The organism is Halomonas sp. PR-M31 (assembly GCF_001039575.1).
In the GTDB taxonomy this organism is placed as follows: domain Bacteria; phylum Pseudomonadota; class Gammaproteobacteria; order Pseudomonadales; family Halomonadaceae; genus Modicisalibacter.
Window position 1 is genome coordinate 24,101 of the sequence record NZ_JIBT01000063.1, and the last position, 13,886, is coordinate 37,986.

General features: G+C 60.7%; 14 protein-coding genes and 1 pseudogene. 6 read left to right on the top strand and 9 right to left on the bottom strand.

The window, feature by feature from the left end:
• Window positions 1-1,224: a TraB/GumN family protein gene (locus CH74_RS15495; RefSeq protein WP_048308424.1), complete on the bottom strand. Its 1,224-nt coding sequence runs from the start codon at window positions 1,222-1,224 to the stop codon at window positions 1-3.
• A 124-nt stretch (window positions 1,225-1,348) separates the two neighbouring features.
• Between CH74_RS15495 and CH74_RS15500 the strand changes: the two genes are divergently transcribed.
• On the top strand, window positions 1,349-1,729 hold the full coding sequence (locus tag CH74_RS15500; RefSeq protein ID WP_048308425.1) for a DUF2784 domain-containing protein: 381 nt from the start codon (window positions 1,349-1,351) through the stop codon (window positions 1,727-1,729).
• Here CH74_RS15500 and CH74_RS15505 read toward each other — a convergent pair.
• From CH74_RS15505 to def, 6 genes and pseudogenes are all read right to left on the bottom strand, one after another.
• Window positions 1,704-3,152, bottom strand: coding sequence for a TrkH family potassium uptake protein (locus tag CH74_RS15505; RefSeq protein ID WP_048308426.1), 1,449 nt, complete (start codon window positions 3,150-3,152; stop codon window positions 1,704-1,706). The genes CH74_RS15500 and CH74_RS15505 overlap by 26 nt on opposite strands.
• A gap of 46 nt (window positions 3,153-3,198) precedes the next feature.
• A complete protein-coding gene (gene trkA / locus CH74_RS15510) occupies window positions 3,199-4,572 on the bottom strand; it encodes a Trk system potassium transporter TrkA (protein WP_048308427.1) in 1,374 nt (457 codons plus the stop codon).
• 110 nt (window positions 4,573-4,682) lie between these two features.
• The gene (locus CH74_RS15515) at window positions 4,683-4,889 is read right to left on the bottom strand and encodes a dodecin (protein ID WP_048308428.1); all 207 of its coding nucleotides are present in this window, start codon (window positions 4,887-4,889) and stop codon (window positions 4,683-4,685) included.
• Window positions 4,890-4,990: 101 nt separating this feature from the next.
• A pseudogene (rsmB, locus tag CH74_RS15520) lies at window positions 4,991-6,300 on the bottom strand (16S rRNA (cytosine(967)-C(5))-methyltransferase RsmB).
• Window positions 6,301-7,296, bottom strand: a complete 996-nt coding sequence (fmt, locus tag CH74_RS15525) for a methionyl-tRNA formyltransferase (protein ID WP_048308429.1) — start codon at window positions 7,294-7,296, stop codon at window positions 6,301-6,303.
• 136 nt (window positions 7,297-7,432) lie between these two features.
• A complete protein-coding gene (gene def, locus CH74_RS15530) occupies window positions 7,433-7,945 on the bottom strand; it encodes a peptide deformylase (protein WP_048308430.1) in 513 nt (170 codons plus the stop codon).
• A gap of 228 nt (window positions 7,946-8,173) precedes the next feature.
• Between def and CH74_RS15535 the strand changes: the two genes are divergently transcribed.
• The 5 genes from CH74_RS15535 (at window position 8,174) to aroE (ending at window position 12,815) form a co-directional block, all read left to right on the top strand.
• The gene (locus CH74_RS15535; RefSeq protein WP_082140456.1) at window positions 8,174-9,271 is read left to right on the top strand and encodes a LysM peptidoglycan-binding domain-containing protein; all 1,098 of its coding nucleotides are present in this window, start codon (window positions 8,174-8,176) and stop codon (window positions 9,269-9,271) included.
• A 4-nt stretch (window positions 9,272-9,275) separates the two neighbouring features.
• Entirely contained in the window at window positions 9,276-10,376 is a 1,101-nt protein-coding gene (gene dprA / locus CH74_RS15540) for a DNA-processing protein DprA (RefSeq protein WP_048308431.1), read from the top strand.
• Between the two features lie 79 nt (window positions 10,377-10,455).
• Window positions 10,456-11,010 carry an L-threonylcarbamoyladenylate synthase gene (locus CH74_RS15545; protein WP_048308432.1) on the top strand — a complete coding sequence of 185 codons (555 nt, stop codon included), beginning with the start codon at window positions 10,456-10,458 and terminating at the stop codon, window positions 11,008-11,010.
• A 33-nt stretch (window positions 11,011-11,043) separates the two neighbouring features.
• Window positions 11,044-11,976 (top strand): oxygen-dependent coproporphyrinogen oxidase, encoded by a 933-nt coding sequence (hemF, locus tag CH74_RS15550; RefSeq protein WP_048308433.1) that lies wholly within the window; start codon window positions 11,044-11,046, stop codon window positions 11,974-11,976.
• 29 nt (window positions 11,977-12,005) lie between these two features.
• Window positions 12,006-12,815, top strand: coding sequence for a shikimate dehydrogenase (aroE, locus tag CH74_RS15555; protein WP_048308434.1), 810 nt, complete (start codon window positions 12,006-12,008; stop codon window positions 12,813-12,815).
• Here aroE and CH74_RS15560 read toward each other — a convergent pair.
• Together CH74_RS15560 and CH74_RS15565 are read right to left on the bottom strand one after the other, a co-directional pair.
• Window positions 12,812-13,066 (bottom strand): hypothetical protein, encoded by a 255-nt coding sequence (locus tag CH74_RS15560; protein ID WP_048308435.1) that lies wholly within the window; start codon window positions 13,064-13,066, stop codon window positions 12,812-12,814. The two genes, aroE and CH74_RS15560, sit on opposite strands and share 4 nt — an antisense overlap.
• Entirely contained in the window at window positions 13,066-13,860 is a 795-nt protein-coding gene (locus tag CH74_RS15565) for a M48 family metallopeptidase (RefSeq protein ID WP_048308436.1), read from the bottom strand. The genes CH74_RS15560 and CH74_RS15565 overlap by 1 nt, the downstream gene beginning before the upstream one ends.
• Window positions 13,861-13,886: the final 26 nt, after the last annotated feature.

A 13,886-nucleotide genomic window follows, 5' to 3' on the forward strand; every position in this document is an offset into this window, starting at 1 on the left:
TCAACCAAACAGCTTGCCGGCAATTCGTAGCCCGGCAATCCAGGTGCCGGCGGCAGAGCCCACGGTGGCCAGTATGAACACCAGCAGCGTGCGGGAAACGCGATTGCGCCACCAGCCTTTTACATCGGCCACGTCGTGGCGCAGCTGGGCGAAGTCTCGTACCTTGGGCTTACGCAGCGCAAGCTCCACCCCGGCGGCCACGAAGCCGGCGCCAATGGTAGGGTTGAGCGAGGTCAGCGGGGCGGCGAAGAAGGTCGCTACCACGGTGAGCGGGTGAGCCAGGGCAATGGCGGCACCAAGGCCGGAAAGCACGCCATTGATCAGGAACCACTCGCCGATCAGCTGCCAGCCAAGCTCGCTGTCCCGAGAAAATCCGATGGCAAAACCTATTAGTACTAGCGCCGTGATCAGCCAGGGAATCGCCTTCCACCAGCGTCCACGCTGCGGTGTCGCTTCCAGTTGTTCCCGCTCGGTAGCAGGAGCCTGCGGCAGCGGTTGTTCGAGGTGCTCCGAAAGGCCCTTGAGGTGCCCGGCGCCAATCACCACCAGCACATTGCGATAGCGATCCTGCGGATTCTCTTCCAACAGGCGCAGGGCCATATAGCGATCTCGTTCGGCAATCAGAGGGGTGTAGAGCGCCTCGGATTGTTCGGCGAACTCATTGAAGGTGGATTCAAGCACGTCGCCTTGCTTGAGCCGTTCGATGTCTTCGCTGGAAACCTGCTGACGAGACAGCAGGCTGCCGAACAGGCCGGTGATCAACCCCATGCGCTGCCACCAGGGCACGTTGGCATAAACGCGCTTCAAGGTAGTGCCTACTTCCCGATCGATCAGCAGCAGGGGTAGATCCGCATCGCGGCTTTCATTGACCGCGGCGCGCATCTCGGCCCCGGGTTCGATGCCGGATTGCTCTGCCACGCGCTGCTGGAAAGCACCTAAAGCAAGACTCGCCGCCACCATGCCGGCCTTGCCTTGGCGAAAGATCTGGAACAAGTCCTGATCCGCCAAGGCGTTGGGGTTGGTCAGGCTCTGATAGCGGGACTCGCACAGCTCGATTGCTACGGCATCGAACTCTCCAGAGCGGATCAGGGCACGGACTTCCTCGGCGCTGGCCCGGGAAACATGGGCGGTACCCAGCAGGGTGTAGCGGGTATCACCGTTTTCGACGACGCGGCGAGGGCCACGGATGGCGTCCTCGGTAGTGATAGCCTGGGTATCGGTCATGAACGCTCGCTTGCAACGGAATCAATCAGGCCGCTAATTATCCATGAAGGGAGCAGGGCAGTCCAAGCACAGTATCATCCTGATATTTTGGTAACGGTGTCGCTTAAGTGATAAGGAGAAATCCGTGGGCTATCACATTGCCGCCGAGGCGGTTCTGATCCTGCATCTGGCGTTCATTCTTTTCGTGGTGCTGGGAGGGCTTGCCGTGCTGCGCTGGCCACGCCTGGCCTGGTGGCACTTGCCGACAGTAGCCTGGGCGGCGGCTCTCGAACTCAATGGCTGGATCTGCCCGTTGACCCCACTAGAGAACGCCTTGCTACGTGCTGCTGGAGAGTCCGGCTATGCCGGCGGTTTCATCGAGCATTATCTGATCGCTGTCATCTATCCAGCGGGGCTGACCCCGGCAATTCAGCTGTGGCTGGGCATCGCTGTGCTGGCCATCAATCTGCCGATCTATGGTTATCTTCTTCTGCGCCGACTCAGCGGCGCCAGAAGGCCGGGGTAAACAGCACGAGTACGGTGAAAATCTCAAGGCGCCCTAATACCATGGCGATCACTAGTATCCACTTGGCGGCAGCCGGGATGTTGCCATAGTGATTGGCGACCCCGCCGAGGCCAGGGCCTAGGTTGTTGAGAGCAGAGCCCACTGCGGACCAGGCGGTGACCTGATCGAGCCCCGTCGCCAGCATGCCCACCAGCATGAGGAAAAACAGCATCACATAGACGGAGAAAAATCCCCATACCGCCTGGGAGACGCTGTCCGTCACGCGCATCTTGCCCACCTTGATCGAGATGACCGCGCTGGGATGAATCAAACGCAGCACTTCCCGCATGCCTTGTTTTAAAATCAGCAGAATACGGATCACCTTCATGCCGCCCCCGGCAGAGCCTGAGCAGGCGCCGACAAAGGCAGCGATGAATAGCATGAAGGGCAGGGCGCCAGGCCAGATCGAGAAGTCCGCAACGCCAAAACCCGCGGTGCTGGCGATAGAGACGGTCTCGAACAGACCGTGACGCACCCCGGTCATGTCGCTGTAGGTGCCGCTGACCAGCAGTGTGACGATGGTTGTAATGCTGAGCAGGGCCAGAAACAGAAGAAAGAAGCGAAATTCCGGGTCCTGCAGGTACTGGCCCAACCGCTTTTCTCGCCATACGGCGAAATGCAGCCCGAAGCTGATCGAAGAGAGGATCATGAAGACGACGCAGATCAGCTCGATGGCGGCGCTGTCGAAATAGCCGATGCTGGCGTCATAGGTTGAAAAGCCGCCGATGGCCACCGTCGAGAAGCTGTGGCCGATGGCGTCGAACCAGTTCATACCTGCCATCCAGTAGGCCAGAAAGCAGGTCAGGGTCAGTGCGGCATAGATGTACCACAGTGCTTTGGCGGTCTCGGTGATGCGCGGGGTCAGCTTGGAGTCCTTGAGCGGGCCGGGAATCTCGGTGCGATAGAGCTGCATGCCGCCGATACCCAGGGTCGGCAGAATGGCAACCGCCAGTACCACGATCCCCATGCCGCCCAGCCACTGCAGCTGCTGGCGGTAATAGCGAATGGAATCCGGCAACAGGTCGATGCCGGTGATCACCGTGGCGCCGGTGGTGGTCAGCCCGGAGAAAGACTCGAAAATCGCATCGGTCCAGGACAGCGCCGGGTCGCTTGCAAACATCAAGGGCAAAGAGCCGAACAGCCCCAGTACGCTCCAGAACATTACCGTGATCAAAAATCCGTCCCGGGTGCGCAGCTCCTTGCGGGCGCTATGATTGGGGGCATAAAGCACCGCACCAGTGACGAAGGTGATGGCCATGGCAATGACAAAGGCATCCCACACCGTGTCGTTGAATAGCAGCGAAATCAGAATGGGCGGGACCAGGGTCAGGCTGAATACCATCAGCAGAAGCCCGAGAATGCGCAGCGTAACGCGTAGGCTCATGAGTCAGCGGTTCCTGCTGCGTAAGACATTTTTTTCATACCGACTCTTAGAAGAAGGACAGACCAACCTGGAACAGGCGCTCCACATCGCGAATACGACGCTTGTCGATCACGAACAAGATGACGTGATCCCCGGCTTCGATTACCACATCGTCGTGAGCGATCAACACTTCCTTGCCTCGGACCACGGCGCCGATGGTGGTGCCTGCAGGCAGGTCGATCTCATCGATGGTTCGCCCAATGACTTTCGATGAACGGGAGTCGCCGTGAGCAATGGCCTCGATCGCCTCTGCCGCCCCGCGTCGCAGGGAGTGAACGTTGACGATGTCGCCGCGACGCACATGGGTCAGCAGGCCGCCAATGGTGGACTGCTGGGGCGAGATGGCAATATCGATCTCGCCCCCTTGGACCAAGTCCACGTAGGCGGCGTTGTTGATCAGGGTCAGCACCTTCTTGGCCCCCAGGCGCTTGGCCAGCATCGACGACATGATGTTGACCTCGTCATCGTTGGTAAGCGCGCAGAAGATATCGCAATCCTCGATGTTTTCCTCGATCAGCAGACGTTTGCTGGTGGCGCTGCCATGTAGCACCACGGTGCGATCAAGGCGTTCGGAAAGAAGACTGCAGCGTTCCAGATCCCGCTCAATGATCTTGATCTGATGGCTGTGCTCGAGCTGCTCCGCCAGGCGCTGGCCGATGTTACCGCCTCCGGCGATGATGATGCGACGAAAGTCCCGCTCGATCTTGCGAAGCTCGCTCATGACCGCGCGAATATCCCGCCGGGCAGCAATGAAGAATACCTCGTCATCCGCCTCGATGACCGTGTCGCCCCGGGGAATGATCGGGCGATTCTGGCGGTAGATAGCGGCGACCCGGGTATCGACATTGGGCATGTGGCGGCGCAGGAACCCCAGCTCCTGACCCACCAGCGGGCCGCCATAATAAGCCTTGACCGCGACCAGCTGGGCTTGGCCGCCGGCGAACTCGAGCACCTGCAGCGCCCCGGGATAGACGATCAGACGCCGGATGTGGTCGGTGACCACCTGCTCCGGGCTGATCAGCACATCCACCGGTATCGCTTCGTTGGAAAACAGCCCCTTGCGGGTCAGGTAGGCAGCGGCGCGTACCCGGGCAATCTTGGTTGGGGTGCGAAACAGCGTATGGGCCACCTGACAGGCGATCATGTTGACTTCGTCGGAATTGGTCACCGCAATCAGCATGTCCGCGTCCTCGCAGCCCGCCTGGCGCAGCACCATCGGGTAGGAGGCGGAGCCGGTCACGGTGCGAATATCCAGGCGGTTGTGCAACTCGCGCAGGCGTACCGTATCCGTATCGACGACGGTGATGTCGTTTTCTTCATGCGCCAGATGCTCGGCCAGGGTGCCGCCAACTTGGCCGGCGCCCAGGATGATAATCTTCATCGATGATGGATCCGCCCGGGATGAGTCTTTTGTGAGGCGCTAGCATAAACCAGCGAGGCAGGTGAAAGACAGGGTTCGGACCCGGCAAACCGGGTCCGAGGAGAGGAACATCAGTCCAGGGTGATACCGACCTTGACGGTTACCTGCCAATGGGCAATGCGACCGTGTTCGATATGACCTCGGGTTTCGGTCACCTCGAACCAGCGCATGTCGTGCAGGGATTCATTGGCCTTGGCCAAGGCCTGCTCGACGGCATCCTCGATTCCCTTGGGGGATGAGCCGGTGAGTTCAATCTTCTTGTAGATGTGGCTGGGCATGAAACGGCTCCTGTGCCGATATGAAGAGATGTCAGAATGCGGGCTAACCATGCAGTGCCTTGTGCACCATTACAATGATAGGTGGTTTCCTTGAGCTCGCCTTACGCCATCTTGACTAGGCGTGCGTAGAAGAAGCCGTCATGACCACCGACAACCGGCAACAGCTGGCGACCTACCCCCGCTGCTCGCCCCCAGCTGACGTCGCCAGGTGTGGTTGCCTTGGCGTCATCGGTGCGCTCAAGAAACGCATCGATGGCATCCGCGTTCTCTTCCGGTATGACCGAACAGGTGGCATAAACCAGCGTGCCCCCGGGGGCCAGGGTTTGCCACAGCGTATTCAGCATGCGCCCCTGCAGGCTCGCCAGGTCGCGTATGTCCGAGGGACGGCGTAGCCGTTTGATATCCGGATGACGTCGGATGACGCCGCTACCGGAGCAGGGCGCGTCGAGCAGGATGGCATCGAAGGGAGCGCCATCCCACCAATCCAGGGTACTGGCATCCGCGTGCTTGAGCCGCGCCTTGAGATTCAGCCGCTTGAGGGTTGCATTGACCCGGCCCAGACGCACTGCGTCGTTGTCCAGGGCAGTCAGGTTGATATCGAAGGATTCAAGCAGATGAGCGGTCTTGCCTCCTGGAGCGCAGCAGGCATCCAGCACCCTGCGTCGGGCCGATCGTTCAGTGCGGGAGCCAAAAGCTCTGCAGCCAGCTGTGCGGCTTCGTCCTGTACGCTCGCCTCGCCTTCGGCAAACCCAGGCAGTTCATTGATATCGCAGGGCTCTGCCAGGGTTACACCGTTCGGTGCGTGTTCACAGCGGGTGGCGCTCTTGTCGATGGCTTCCAGGCGCGTCAGATACTCATCGCGACTGCCAAGACGACGGTTGATTCGCAGGGTCATGGGACCGGGGTGGTTGTTGGCTTCGGCAATCGTTTGCCAGTCCTCGGGCCAGGCCTGACGCAGCGTCTTGAGCAGCCAGGCAGGATGCAGCCAGACAGTGCTGGGATCGCGATCTACCTTGGCCTGCAGCTCGTCTGTTTCGCGCTGCAAGCGGCGCAAACAGCCATTGAGCACCCGAGTCGCCCACTCTTTATTCAGCAGACGCGCGGCACCGGCGGTTTCACCCACCGCCGCATGGGCTGGAACACGCAGATAAAGCAGCTGATAGATACCCAGCAACAGCAGTGCCTGCACATCCACGTCCCTGGCCTTGAAAGGACTGCGCAGAAGCTCATTGGCCAGCGCCTCGAGCCGAGGCAGGGTGCGACATACCCCATAGCTCAGGGCACGCAGGAAGGCGCGATCCCGGGCCGGCACCGCGCCGTCGTCGAGGCTTGCAAGGGACCCCTTGCCGGTGAGGACTGGCACCAGCGCGCGCGGCAACGGCGCGAACGCCCTGACCGCTGGGGGCATCATTCATTCATGCGTCTCCTGAGCAGTATTGCCAAGGCGCGATCCCGGCGCAAAACGCTCGGCTTTGGCATTGAGCAGTTCTTGCGCGGTCAGCGCCTTGCCGCCGGGCAGCTGTGCCCGGGTCACTCGCAATACCTGGGTCCCCTTTGGGCCGCAGGCGATACGCAGCGCATCCGGCGCTGACGTCAATAATGTGCCGGATTGGCTCGTCTGGTGTGAAGCGTCCGGATTGCCTTCTTCCGGTTCGGCCAGCCAGAGCCGTAACGGCTGATCATTCAGAGTCGTCCAGGCGACCGGCCAGGGGTTGAACGCTCGAATGCGTCGGGCCAGCGCCTGGGCAGAGCAGGTGAAGTCGAGCTGCGCTTCAGCCTTGGATAGCTTATGAGCATAGGTTGCGCCTTCCGCAGGCTGTGGCGTCGGTATGAGCTTGCCGGCCATTAAGTCATCCAGGGCGGTGACGATCGCCTCGCCCCCGAGCTGTGCCAGGCGATCATGCAGCTCACCGCCGGTGGTGGTCGCTTCGATGGGCGTGTTGCGAGTCAAAAGCATGGCGCCGGTGTCGAGCCCGGCATCCATCTGCATGATGGTGATGCCGGATTCGCTGTCACCGGCGTCGATGGCGCGCTGAATCGGGGCGGCTCCGCGCCAGCGAGGTAGTAGCGAGGCATGCACGTTGAGACAACCCAGGCGAGGCGTATCGAGTACCGTTTGAGGCAGGATCAGACCGTAGGCTGCCACCACCATGACGTCCGCCTCGAGAGCGGCCAAGGCTTGCTGGGCATCGGTCTCTTTCAAAGAAACGGGTTGATACACGGGGATATCATGCTCAAGGGCCAGCGCCTTGACCGGGCTGGGCGTCAGCTTGCGCCCTCGACCGGCGGGACGATCGGGCTGGGTATAAACAGCGATAATTTCATGAACGCTGCCAACCAGCGCTTGCAGACTGGCGGCAGCGAAGTCCGGGGTGCCGGCGAATATCACTCGCAGGGAACGCGACATCAGAATCGTCCGTGATGAAGAAGCAGATGCCTAATGATAACGGAGCAAGGGAAGGACTAAAACGTCAAAGGCCGGATCGACCGGCCTTTAAAACTAAAGGAGAACAATGAGGCTGAAGGAGAGACAGGAAAAAGGATCAAGCGTCCTGCATTTGCCGATGACGCTTTTGCATCTTCTTCATTATCCGTTCGCGTTTCAGAGGCGAAAGATAATCCACGAACAGCACGCCTTCGAGATGATCCTGTTCGTGCTGAATGCAGTGAGCAAGCAAGCCGTCCGCCTCAAGCTCGTAAGGCTTGCCATCACGATCCAGCGCCTTGAGATGAACCCGCAAGGCACGCGGTACATCCGCATAGTACTCAGGGATAGAGAGACAGCCTTCCTGCATGGGCTCACGTTCATCGCCGATCGGCGTGTACTCGGGGTTGATCAGGACCAGCGGCTGGGTGCGATCTTCGCTGACATCCATGACGATCACACGCCGGTGCACATCCACCTGAGTCGCTGCCAGCCCAATGCCGTTGGCGGCGTACATGGTTTCGAGCATGTCGTCGACCAGGGTCGATATTTCGCCGTCGACGACGTCGACCGGCGTTGCCTTTGTGCGCAGTCGCTCATCGGGAAATTCGAGAATCTCTAACTTGGCCATGGCGTTGGAAATACCGTTATCCGGTGGTACGAAAATATAGGCTCATTGTAAGACGATTCATTCACCAGCAGAACCGTCTAGTCGCTCATGAACGCAATAGTATCAAACTATCGGGAAACTTGGCCGATATGTCTTTCATGTGCTGTTCGGTTTGAGGAAGCATCGCGTTCTTGGACCGCACGAAAACCAAAAGTTCTGAAACGCGGAACACATAGCAGAGCGCAGGATATGCAAAAGACAAAGAACAAGGCCAAGTGGCATCGACGCCTGTCTGGGTGGTCGCTGGGTGCAGCCTGCATGGCGCTCTTGTCGCCGACACAGGCCGCGTTGAAAGAAGATATCCGCAGCGATGCGCCCCAGCGCTACGAAGTCGTCAAGGGCGATACCCTGTGGGATATTTCTGGGCGATTTCTCAAGTATCCTTGGCAATGGCCCGAGCTGTGGGAAGTCAATGCTCAGATCGCCAATCCTCATCTGATCTATCCCGGGGATAGCGTCTATCTCTATTACCGTGACGGGCGGCCTTATCTTGGCCTTGAGCGTGACGATGAAGACGTGCTGCGGCTCTCGCCCCAGGTGCGTTCCATTTCAGCGCGGGACGCCATCGCACCCTTGCCCTGGGATATCGTGCGCAGCTTCCTGGAGGGTAATCGGATCGTTAGCCCCGATGACGTCGATAGCGTGCCCTATGTGCTGGCTGGGGACGATCGCCGCATTCTCAGTGGCGCCGGCGATCGGCTTTATGTGCGCGGTGAATTGCCGGCAGGACGGTACTATGGGCTCTATCGTCCTGGGCAGCGCTACCTGGACCCGGATACCGGCGAGTTTTTGGGGCTTGAAATGGAAACCCTGGGCGAAACGCGGTTTCTGCGTCAGGAAAACGACATCACGCTGCTGGAGGTAACGTCGTCGCGCCAGGAGATTCGCCCGGGGGACAAGGTGCTGCCCTTGGAAAGACTGCCGGCGACGTCGGAGTTCCAACCCAGCGCCGCGCCTTATACGAGTGAGGGGCAGATCCTGGCGGTGCCCGGCGGCGTGCGCTATATCGGTCGCCTGGATGTAGTGGCGCTGGATCTAGGACGCCGTGATGGACTCACGCCCGGAGACGTGCTGGCGGTCGAACAGCTCGGTGAGACGGTGGTCGATCCGGTCACCGAGCAGACATTGCGCTTGCCCGGGGAGGACGCCGGCCTATTGATGGTGTTCTACACCTACGAACGTATCAGCTATGCCCTGGTCATGCAGGCCAGTCGCAGTCTGGCGGTGGGTGATCGCGTTCATGCACCGGCGGATGACGCTCTGGTCGCGCGTCTAGGGCTGCACTGACAACATGACGGTTTCGGATTGGTTGGTGCTCTCCTTGCTGCCCGGGATGGGACCGCGACGGCTGGCGCTGCTGCGCGAACACCAGCCGCAATGGCCCCAAGGTTGGCTGGCATTGCTTCCTGCTCCCGCTCGGGACGCACTACGCCTGTGGCTCGAGCATCCTGCTCGAAGTCCGTTGCAGGTCAAGCTGGACCAGGCGCTGGCCTGGGAGGCGGCACATCCTTCACACCATTTGCTGACACCCGATCACGGCCTCTGGCCTGAATTGCTCGATGAGTTGCCGGATCCTCCGCCGTTGCTCTGGGCGAAGGGCGATTTGACGGCGCTGGAACCGCCGGGCATTGCCATCGTGGGCACGCGAAAACCTACCCGGGAGGGACTTGGCAACACAGCGCGCTTTGCCAAAGAGCTGGCGGAGCGAGGCTTTTGCGTGGTCAGCGGCATGGCCCTGGGGGTTGATGGTCGCGCCCATCACGCGGCATTGCAGGCAGAAGGACGCAGCATCGGGGTGCTGGGCTGCGGTATCGACGTCGTCTATCCGTCCCGGCACGCGGATCTTTACCGGCGTATGCTGGATCAGCAGGGGTTGCTGCTCAGCGAGCACGCGCCGAAACTGAAGGCCAATCCGGCATTCTTCCCTCGCCGCAATCGCATCGTTACCGGTCTTACCTTGGGCGTACTGGTCATCGAGGCGGCGCAAAAAAGCGGCTCGCTGATCAGTGCACGCTTGGCCATGGAACAGAACCGGGAGGTATTCACCCTGCCGGGGTCAATCCATAACCCTCAGGCTCGAGGCTGTCTCGATTTGCTGCGACAAGGTGCGACTCTGGTCACCTGCGTCGAGGACATTCTTGCCGAGCTGGGCCAGTGGAGCCTGGCGTCTAGCGCGACGCCCGTTTCGTCCTCTGACGATACCCGGCCCGTGGTGACACCTGTCAACGGCGACGCATTGTTGGCGCTGCTCAGCGACTCTCCAACACCGCTGGATACCCTGATTGAACTGTCCGGGCGGGATTTTCCTTATTGCCAGCAGCGCCTGCTGGAATTGGAACTCGACGGCTGGGCGGCCCAGGCGCCGGGGGGATGGGTGAGGCTGCCCCGCTAGGCTTTGCCACGCGGTGGCTGCTGGGCGCTGGTGGTCATGTTAGAATTCGCGCTCCGTTTGCCGAGCCGGAGCACCTGGAATGATCGATCGCGAGGCCCTGGAAGCTGCCGTCAACACCTTGCAAGAAGGCGGCATCATTGCCTATCCCACCGAAGCGGTGTGGGGGCTTGGCTGCGATCCGGACAATCCCGCCGCGCTGCAGACGCTGATCGATCTCAAGCAGCGCGATCCTTCCAAGGGGCTGATCCTGATTGCCGGTGACATCCATCAGCTCGATCCCTGGCTGAATGAACTGAACGCGAGCGATCGCCAACGCCTGGGCGCCGGCTGGCCGGGCCATGTCACCTGGCTGGTGCCGGACAATGGCCGCTCACAGCCGCTGCTGCGGGGCGAACATGCGAGCGTGGCGCTGCGGGTCAGCGATCATCCTCTGGTCACCGCTCTCTGTGCTGCCTTCGGCGGTCCTCTTGTCTCTACCTCCGCCAACCCTGCTTGCGAGCCTCCTGCGCTCGATAGCGCCACCGTTCGTGACTATTTCGGCCCCGCCGTTCATGTGGTCGAGGGGGCGCTTGGCGGCTATGCTCGGCCCAGTATCATTCGTGATTTGCGCAGTGGCAAAATACTGCGTGACTGACTATCGAAAAGCACCAAATTCAAGGAGTTGTCTGTGGCCCACGCCAACCTCGAGGACGTCAAACGCTATCTGCTGGATCTGCAGGATCGGCTTTGCCAGGCCTTGGCCGAAGAAGATCATGGTGCGGTCTTTCGTGAAGACGCCTGGGAGCGTTCGGAAGGGGGCGGCGGTCGTTCCCGGGTCATCGAGAACGGCGCGGTTTTCGAGAAAGGTGGCGTCAATTTCTCCCACGTGTTTGGCGCGACGCTGCCACCCTCGGCCACCGCGGCGCGACCCGAACTGGCCGGGCGCAGCTTTCACGCGGTTGGCGTGTCCTGGGTGCTGCATCCGCTAAATCCTAACGTGCCCACCAGCCACGGCAATGTGCGCTTCTTCATTGCCGAAAAGGAAGGCGAGTCGCCGGTATGGTGGTTCGGCGGCGGGTACGATCTGACCCCTTTCTACCCGGTCGAAGAGGACGTGGTGCACTGGCATCAGACGGCGTTTGATGCCTGCGCGCCTTTCGGTGACGATGTCTATCCACGCTACAAGCGCTGGTGCGATGAGTATTTCTATTTAAAGCATCGGGACGAAACCCGGGGGGTGGGCGGCCTGTTCTTCGACGATCTCAACGAGTGGGGATTCGAGCGCTGCTTCGCCTTCCAGCGTGCCGTAGGGGATAGCTTTCTCGACGCCTACTTGCCGATCCTGACGCGCCGGCGCGATGACGCCTACGGCGAGCGAGAGCGCGGCTTCCAGCTCTATCGGCGTGGGCGCTACGTGGAGTTCAATCTGGTCTGGGACCGGGGCACTCTGTTTGGCCTGCAAAGCGGTGGGCGCACCGAGTCGATTCTCATGTCCATGCCCCCGGTGGCGGAATGGCACTATGGCTGGATGCCGGAACCCGGTAGTCGGGAGGAGGTACTTTACCGGAGGTATCTGCAGCCCCAAGACTGGTTGAACCAGGAGCCGCAAAGCGCCGGCTAAGTCATCGAATATCCACGCTGGAGTTTTTTATGAGCGATCGCTACTGCGTATTCGGCCACCCTATCGGCCACTCACTGTCACCCAGAATTCATGCGGCCTTCGCCGAACAGACCGGCGAAGAAATGTCCTATGAGGCGATCGAGGCGCCGCGTAAGGATTTCGCTGGCGCCTGGCACAATTTCGTTGCCTCCGGGGGTCGCGGCGCCAACGTGACCGTGCCCTTCAAGGAAGACGCCTATCGGTTGGGCGATGTGCTTAGCCCTCGAGCACGGCTTGCCGGCGCGGTGAATACCCTGGTGCTGGGTCGAAACGATGAGATCTTTGGTGACAACACCGATGGTGTCGGGCTGGTGCGGGATCTTCAGGCTCAGGCCGCCCCGCTGGAGAAGGCGCGTATTCTAGTGCTCGGAGCAGGTGGGGCGGTACGCGGCATACTCGAGCCCCTGCTGGCGGCACGACCGGCGACCCTGATGATCGCTAACCGCACTCCGGAGAAGGCACGTCAGCTAGCCAAGGAGTTTTCTGAACTGGGGGAGACCACCGGCGGCGGCTTCGATGAAATAGTGGGGACCTTCGATCTTGTCGTCAACGGCACCAGCGCGAGCCTTGGCGGCGAGTGTCCGCCGCTTCCCGAGGATGTGTTCGCCGACGACGCCCTGGCCTACGACATGATGTACGCGGATGAGCCCACGACGTTCCTGCGTTGGTCCGCTGAACATGACGCCCGCACCGCGGACGGTCTGGGCATGCTCATCGAACAGGCGGCGGAGTCCTTCTTTCTATGGCGCAACGTGCGACCGGACACTGCTGCCCTGCGCAAGCAGCTTCGCCCAAGCTAGCGTCGGGTGTAAAACCCAATAAAACACATCACAAGTCCCAGCACCGAGAGCAGCATCCCCCCGTTCACCAATAGCGAATGCCGCTCGATGAAGGGAGTGAAAGGCTGGGGCTGTTCGCGGCAGGCCGAGGCAATGGCATCCCAGTGACCGCCGGAGAGCTGGCATTCACGGATGTCGCCAAGCTCCCAGAAATAGACGCCCATGAGTATGAAAAGCGGCAGGATAAGCAGCAGCGCCCCCCATCGCGCCATCACCCCGGACTCCGGCAGTTGGGAACCTTGCCTGCCGCCTGGGCCTGCTCGTAGTAGCCCATGGCATCATTCATTTGCGCCTGCAAAAGATCGATACGCTGGCCGTGGCTGGGGTGGGTCGACATCCATACCGGCGGCTGGCCGTTGCTGCTGGCGGACATGTTCTGCCATAGATCGATGCTGGCGCGAGGATCGAATCCGGCCCGGGCCATCAGATCCAGCCCCAGCACATCCGCTTCGCTCTCCTGGCGGCGGGAGAAGGGCATCAAGATGCCGTACTGAGCGCCCATACCAAGGAGCCCCATCAGCTGTTGGCCGCCGGCACTATTGAGTCCAGCCGCGGCCTGAAAGACGGAAAGACCGGTTTGAGTCGCTGCCTGCTGGGAGACCCGTTCGTTGGCATGGCTTGCCAGCACGTGGGCCACCTCGTGACCGATGACCGCCGCCAGTTGATTCTGGTTCTTCGCCACATTGAGAAGCCCAGTATTGACGCCGATATGGCCGCCGGGCAGAGCGAAGGCGTTAGCAGAGTCATCTTTGAATACCTTGACTTCCCACTGACCGCCGGACTCCAACTCCCTGGTAATTGCTTGTGCCACGCACTGTACATAGGTATTGGCTTGCCCTTGGACCACCGGCAGTTCTTTCTCGTACTGGGCAAAGCTCTGCTCGCCCATTTCATCGAGCTGCTCATCGGAAAACAGCGTCAGCTGGGAACGTCCGGTGGGAGATTGGCTGCAGGCCACGAGTGAGATGAGCAGTGCTCCCAACGCGCTACGGTTGATCCATTTCATGCGGTTTTCCTGACTCCTGAATATCA

Bases quoted from the DNA above. Each gene is read 5' to 3' on its own strand.
- CH74_RS15545 (WP_048308432.1), top strand. From the start codon at position 10,456: ATGATCGATCGCGAGGCCCTGGAAGCTGCCGTCAACACCTTGCAAGAA.
- def (WP_048308430.1), bottom strand. From the start codon at position 7,945: ATGGCCAAGTTAGAGATTCTCGAATTTCCCGATGAGCGACTGCGCACA.
- CH74_RS15515 (WP_048308428.1), bottom strand. From the start codon at position 4,889: ATGCCCAGCCACATCTACAAGAAGATTGAACTCACCGGCTCATCCCCC.
- fmt (WP_048308429.1), bottom strand. From the start codon at position 7,296: ATGTCGCGTTCCCTGCGAGTGATATTCGCCGGCACCCCGGACTTCGCT.
- aroE (WP_048308434.1), top strand. From the start codon at position 12,006: ATGAGCGATCGCTACTGCGTATTCGGCCACCCTATCGGCCACTCACTG.
- CH74_RS15560 (WP_048308435.1), bottom strand. From the start codon at position 13,066: ATGGCGCGATGGGGGGCGCTGCTGCTTATCCTGCCGCTTTTCATACTC.
- CH74_RS15495 (WP_048308424.1), bottom strand. From the start codon at position 1,224: ATGACCGATACCCAGGCTATCACTACCGAGGACGCCATCCGTGGCCCT.
- CH74_RS15505 (WP_048308426.1), bottom strand. From the start codon at position 3,152: ATGAGCCTACGCGTTACGCTGCGCATTCTCGGGCTTCTGCTGATGGTA.
- CH74_RS15565 (WP_048308436.1), bottom strand. From the start codon at position 13,860: ATGAAATGGATCAACCGTAGCGCGTTGGGAGCACTGCTCATCTCACTC.
- trkA (WP_048308427.1), bottom strand. From the start codon at position 4,572: ATGAAGATTATCATCCTGGGCGCCGGCCAAGTTGGCGGCACCCTGGCC.
- dprA (WP_048308431.1), top strand. From the start codon at position 9,276: ATGACGGTTTCGGATTGGTTGGTGCTCTCCTTGCTGCCCGGGATGGGA.
- CH74_RS15535 (WP_082140456.1), top strand. From the start codon at position 8,174: ATGCAAAAGACAAAGAACAAGGCCAAGTGGCATCGACGCCTGTCTGGG.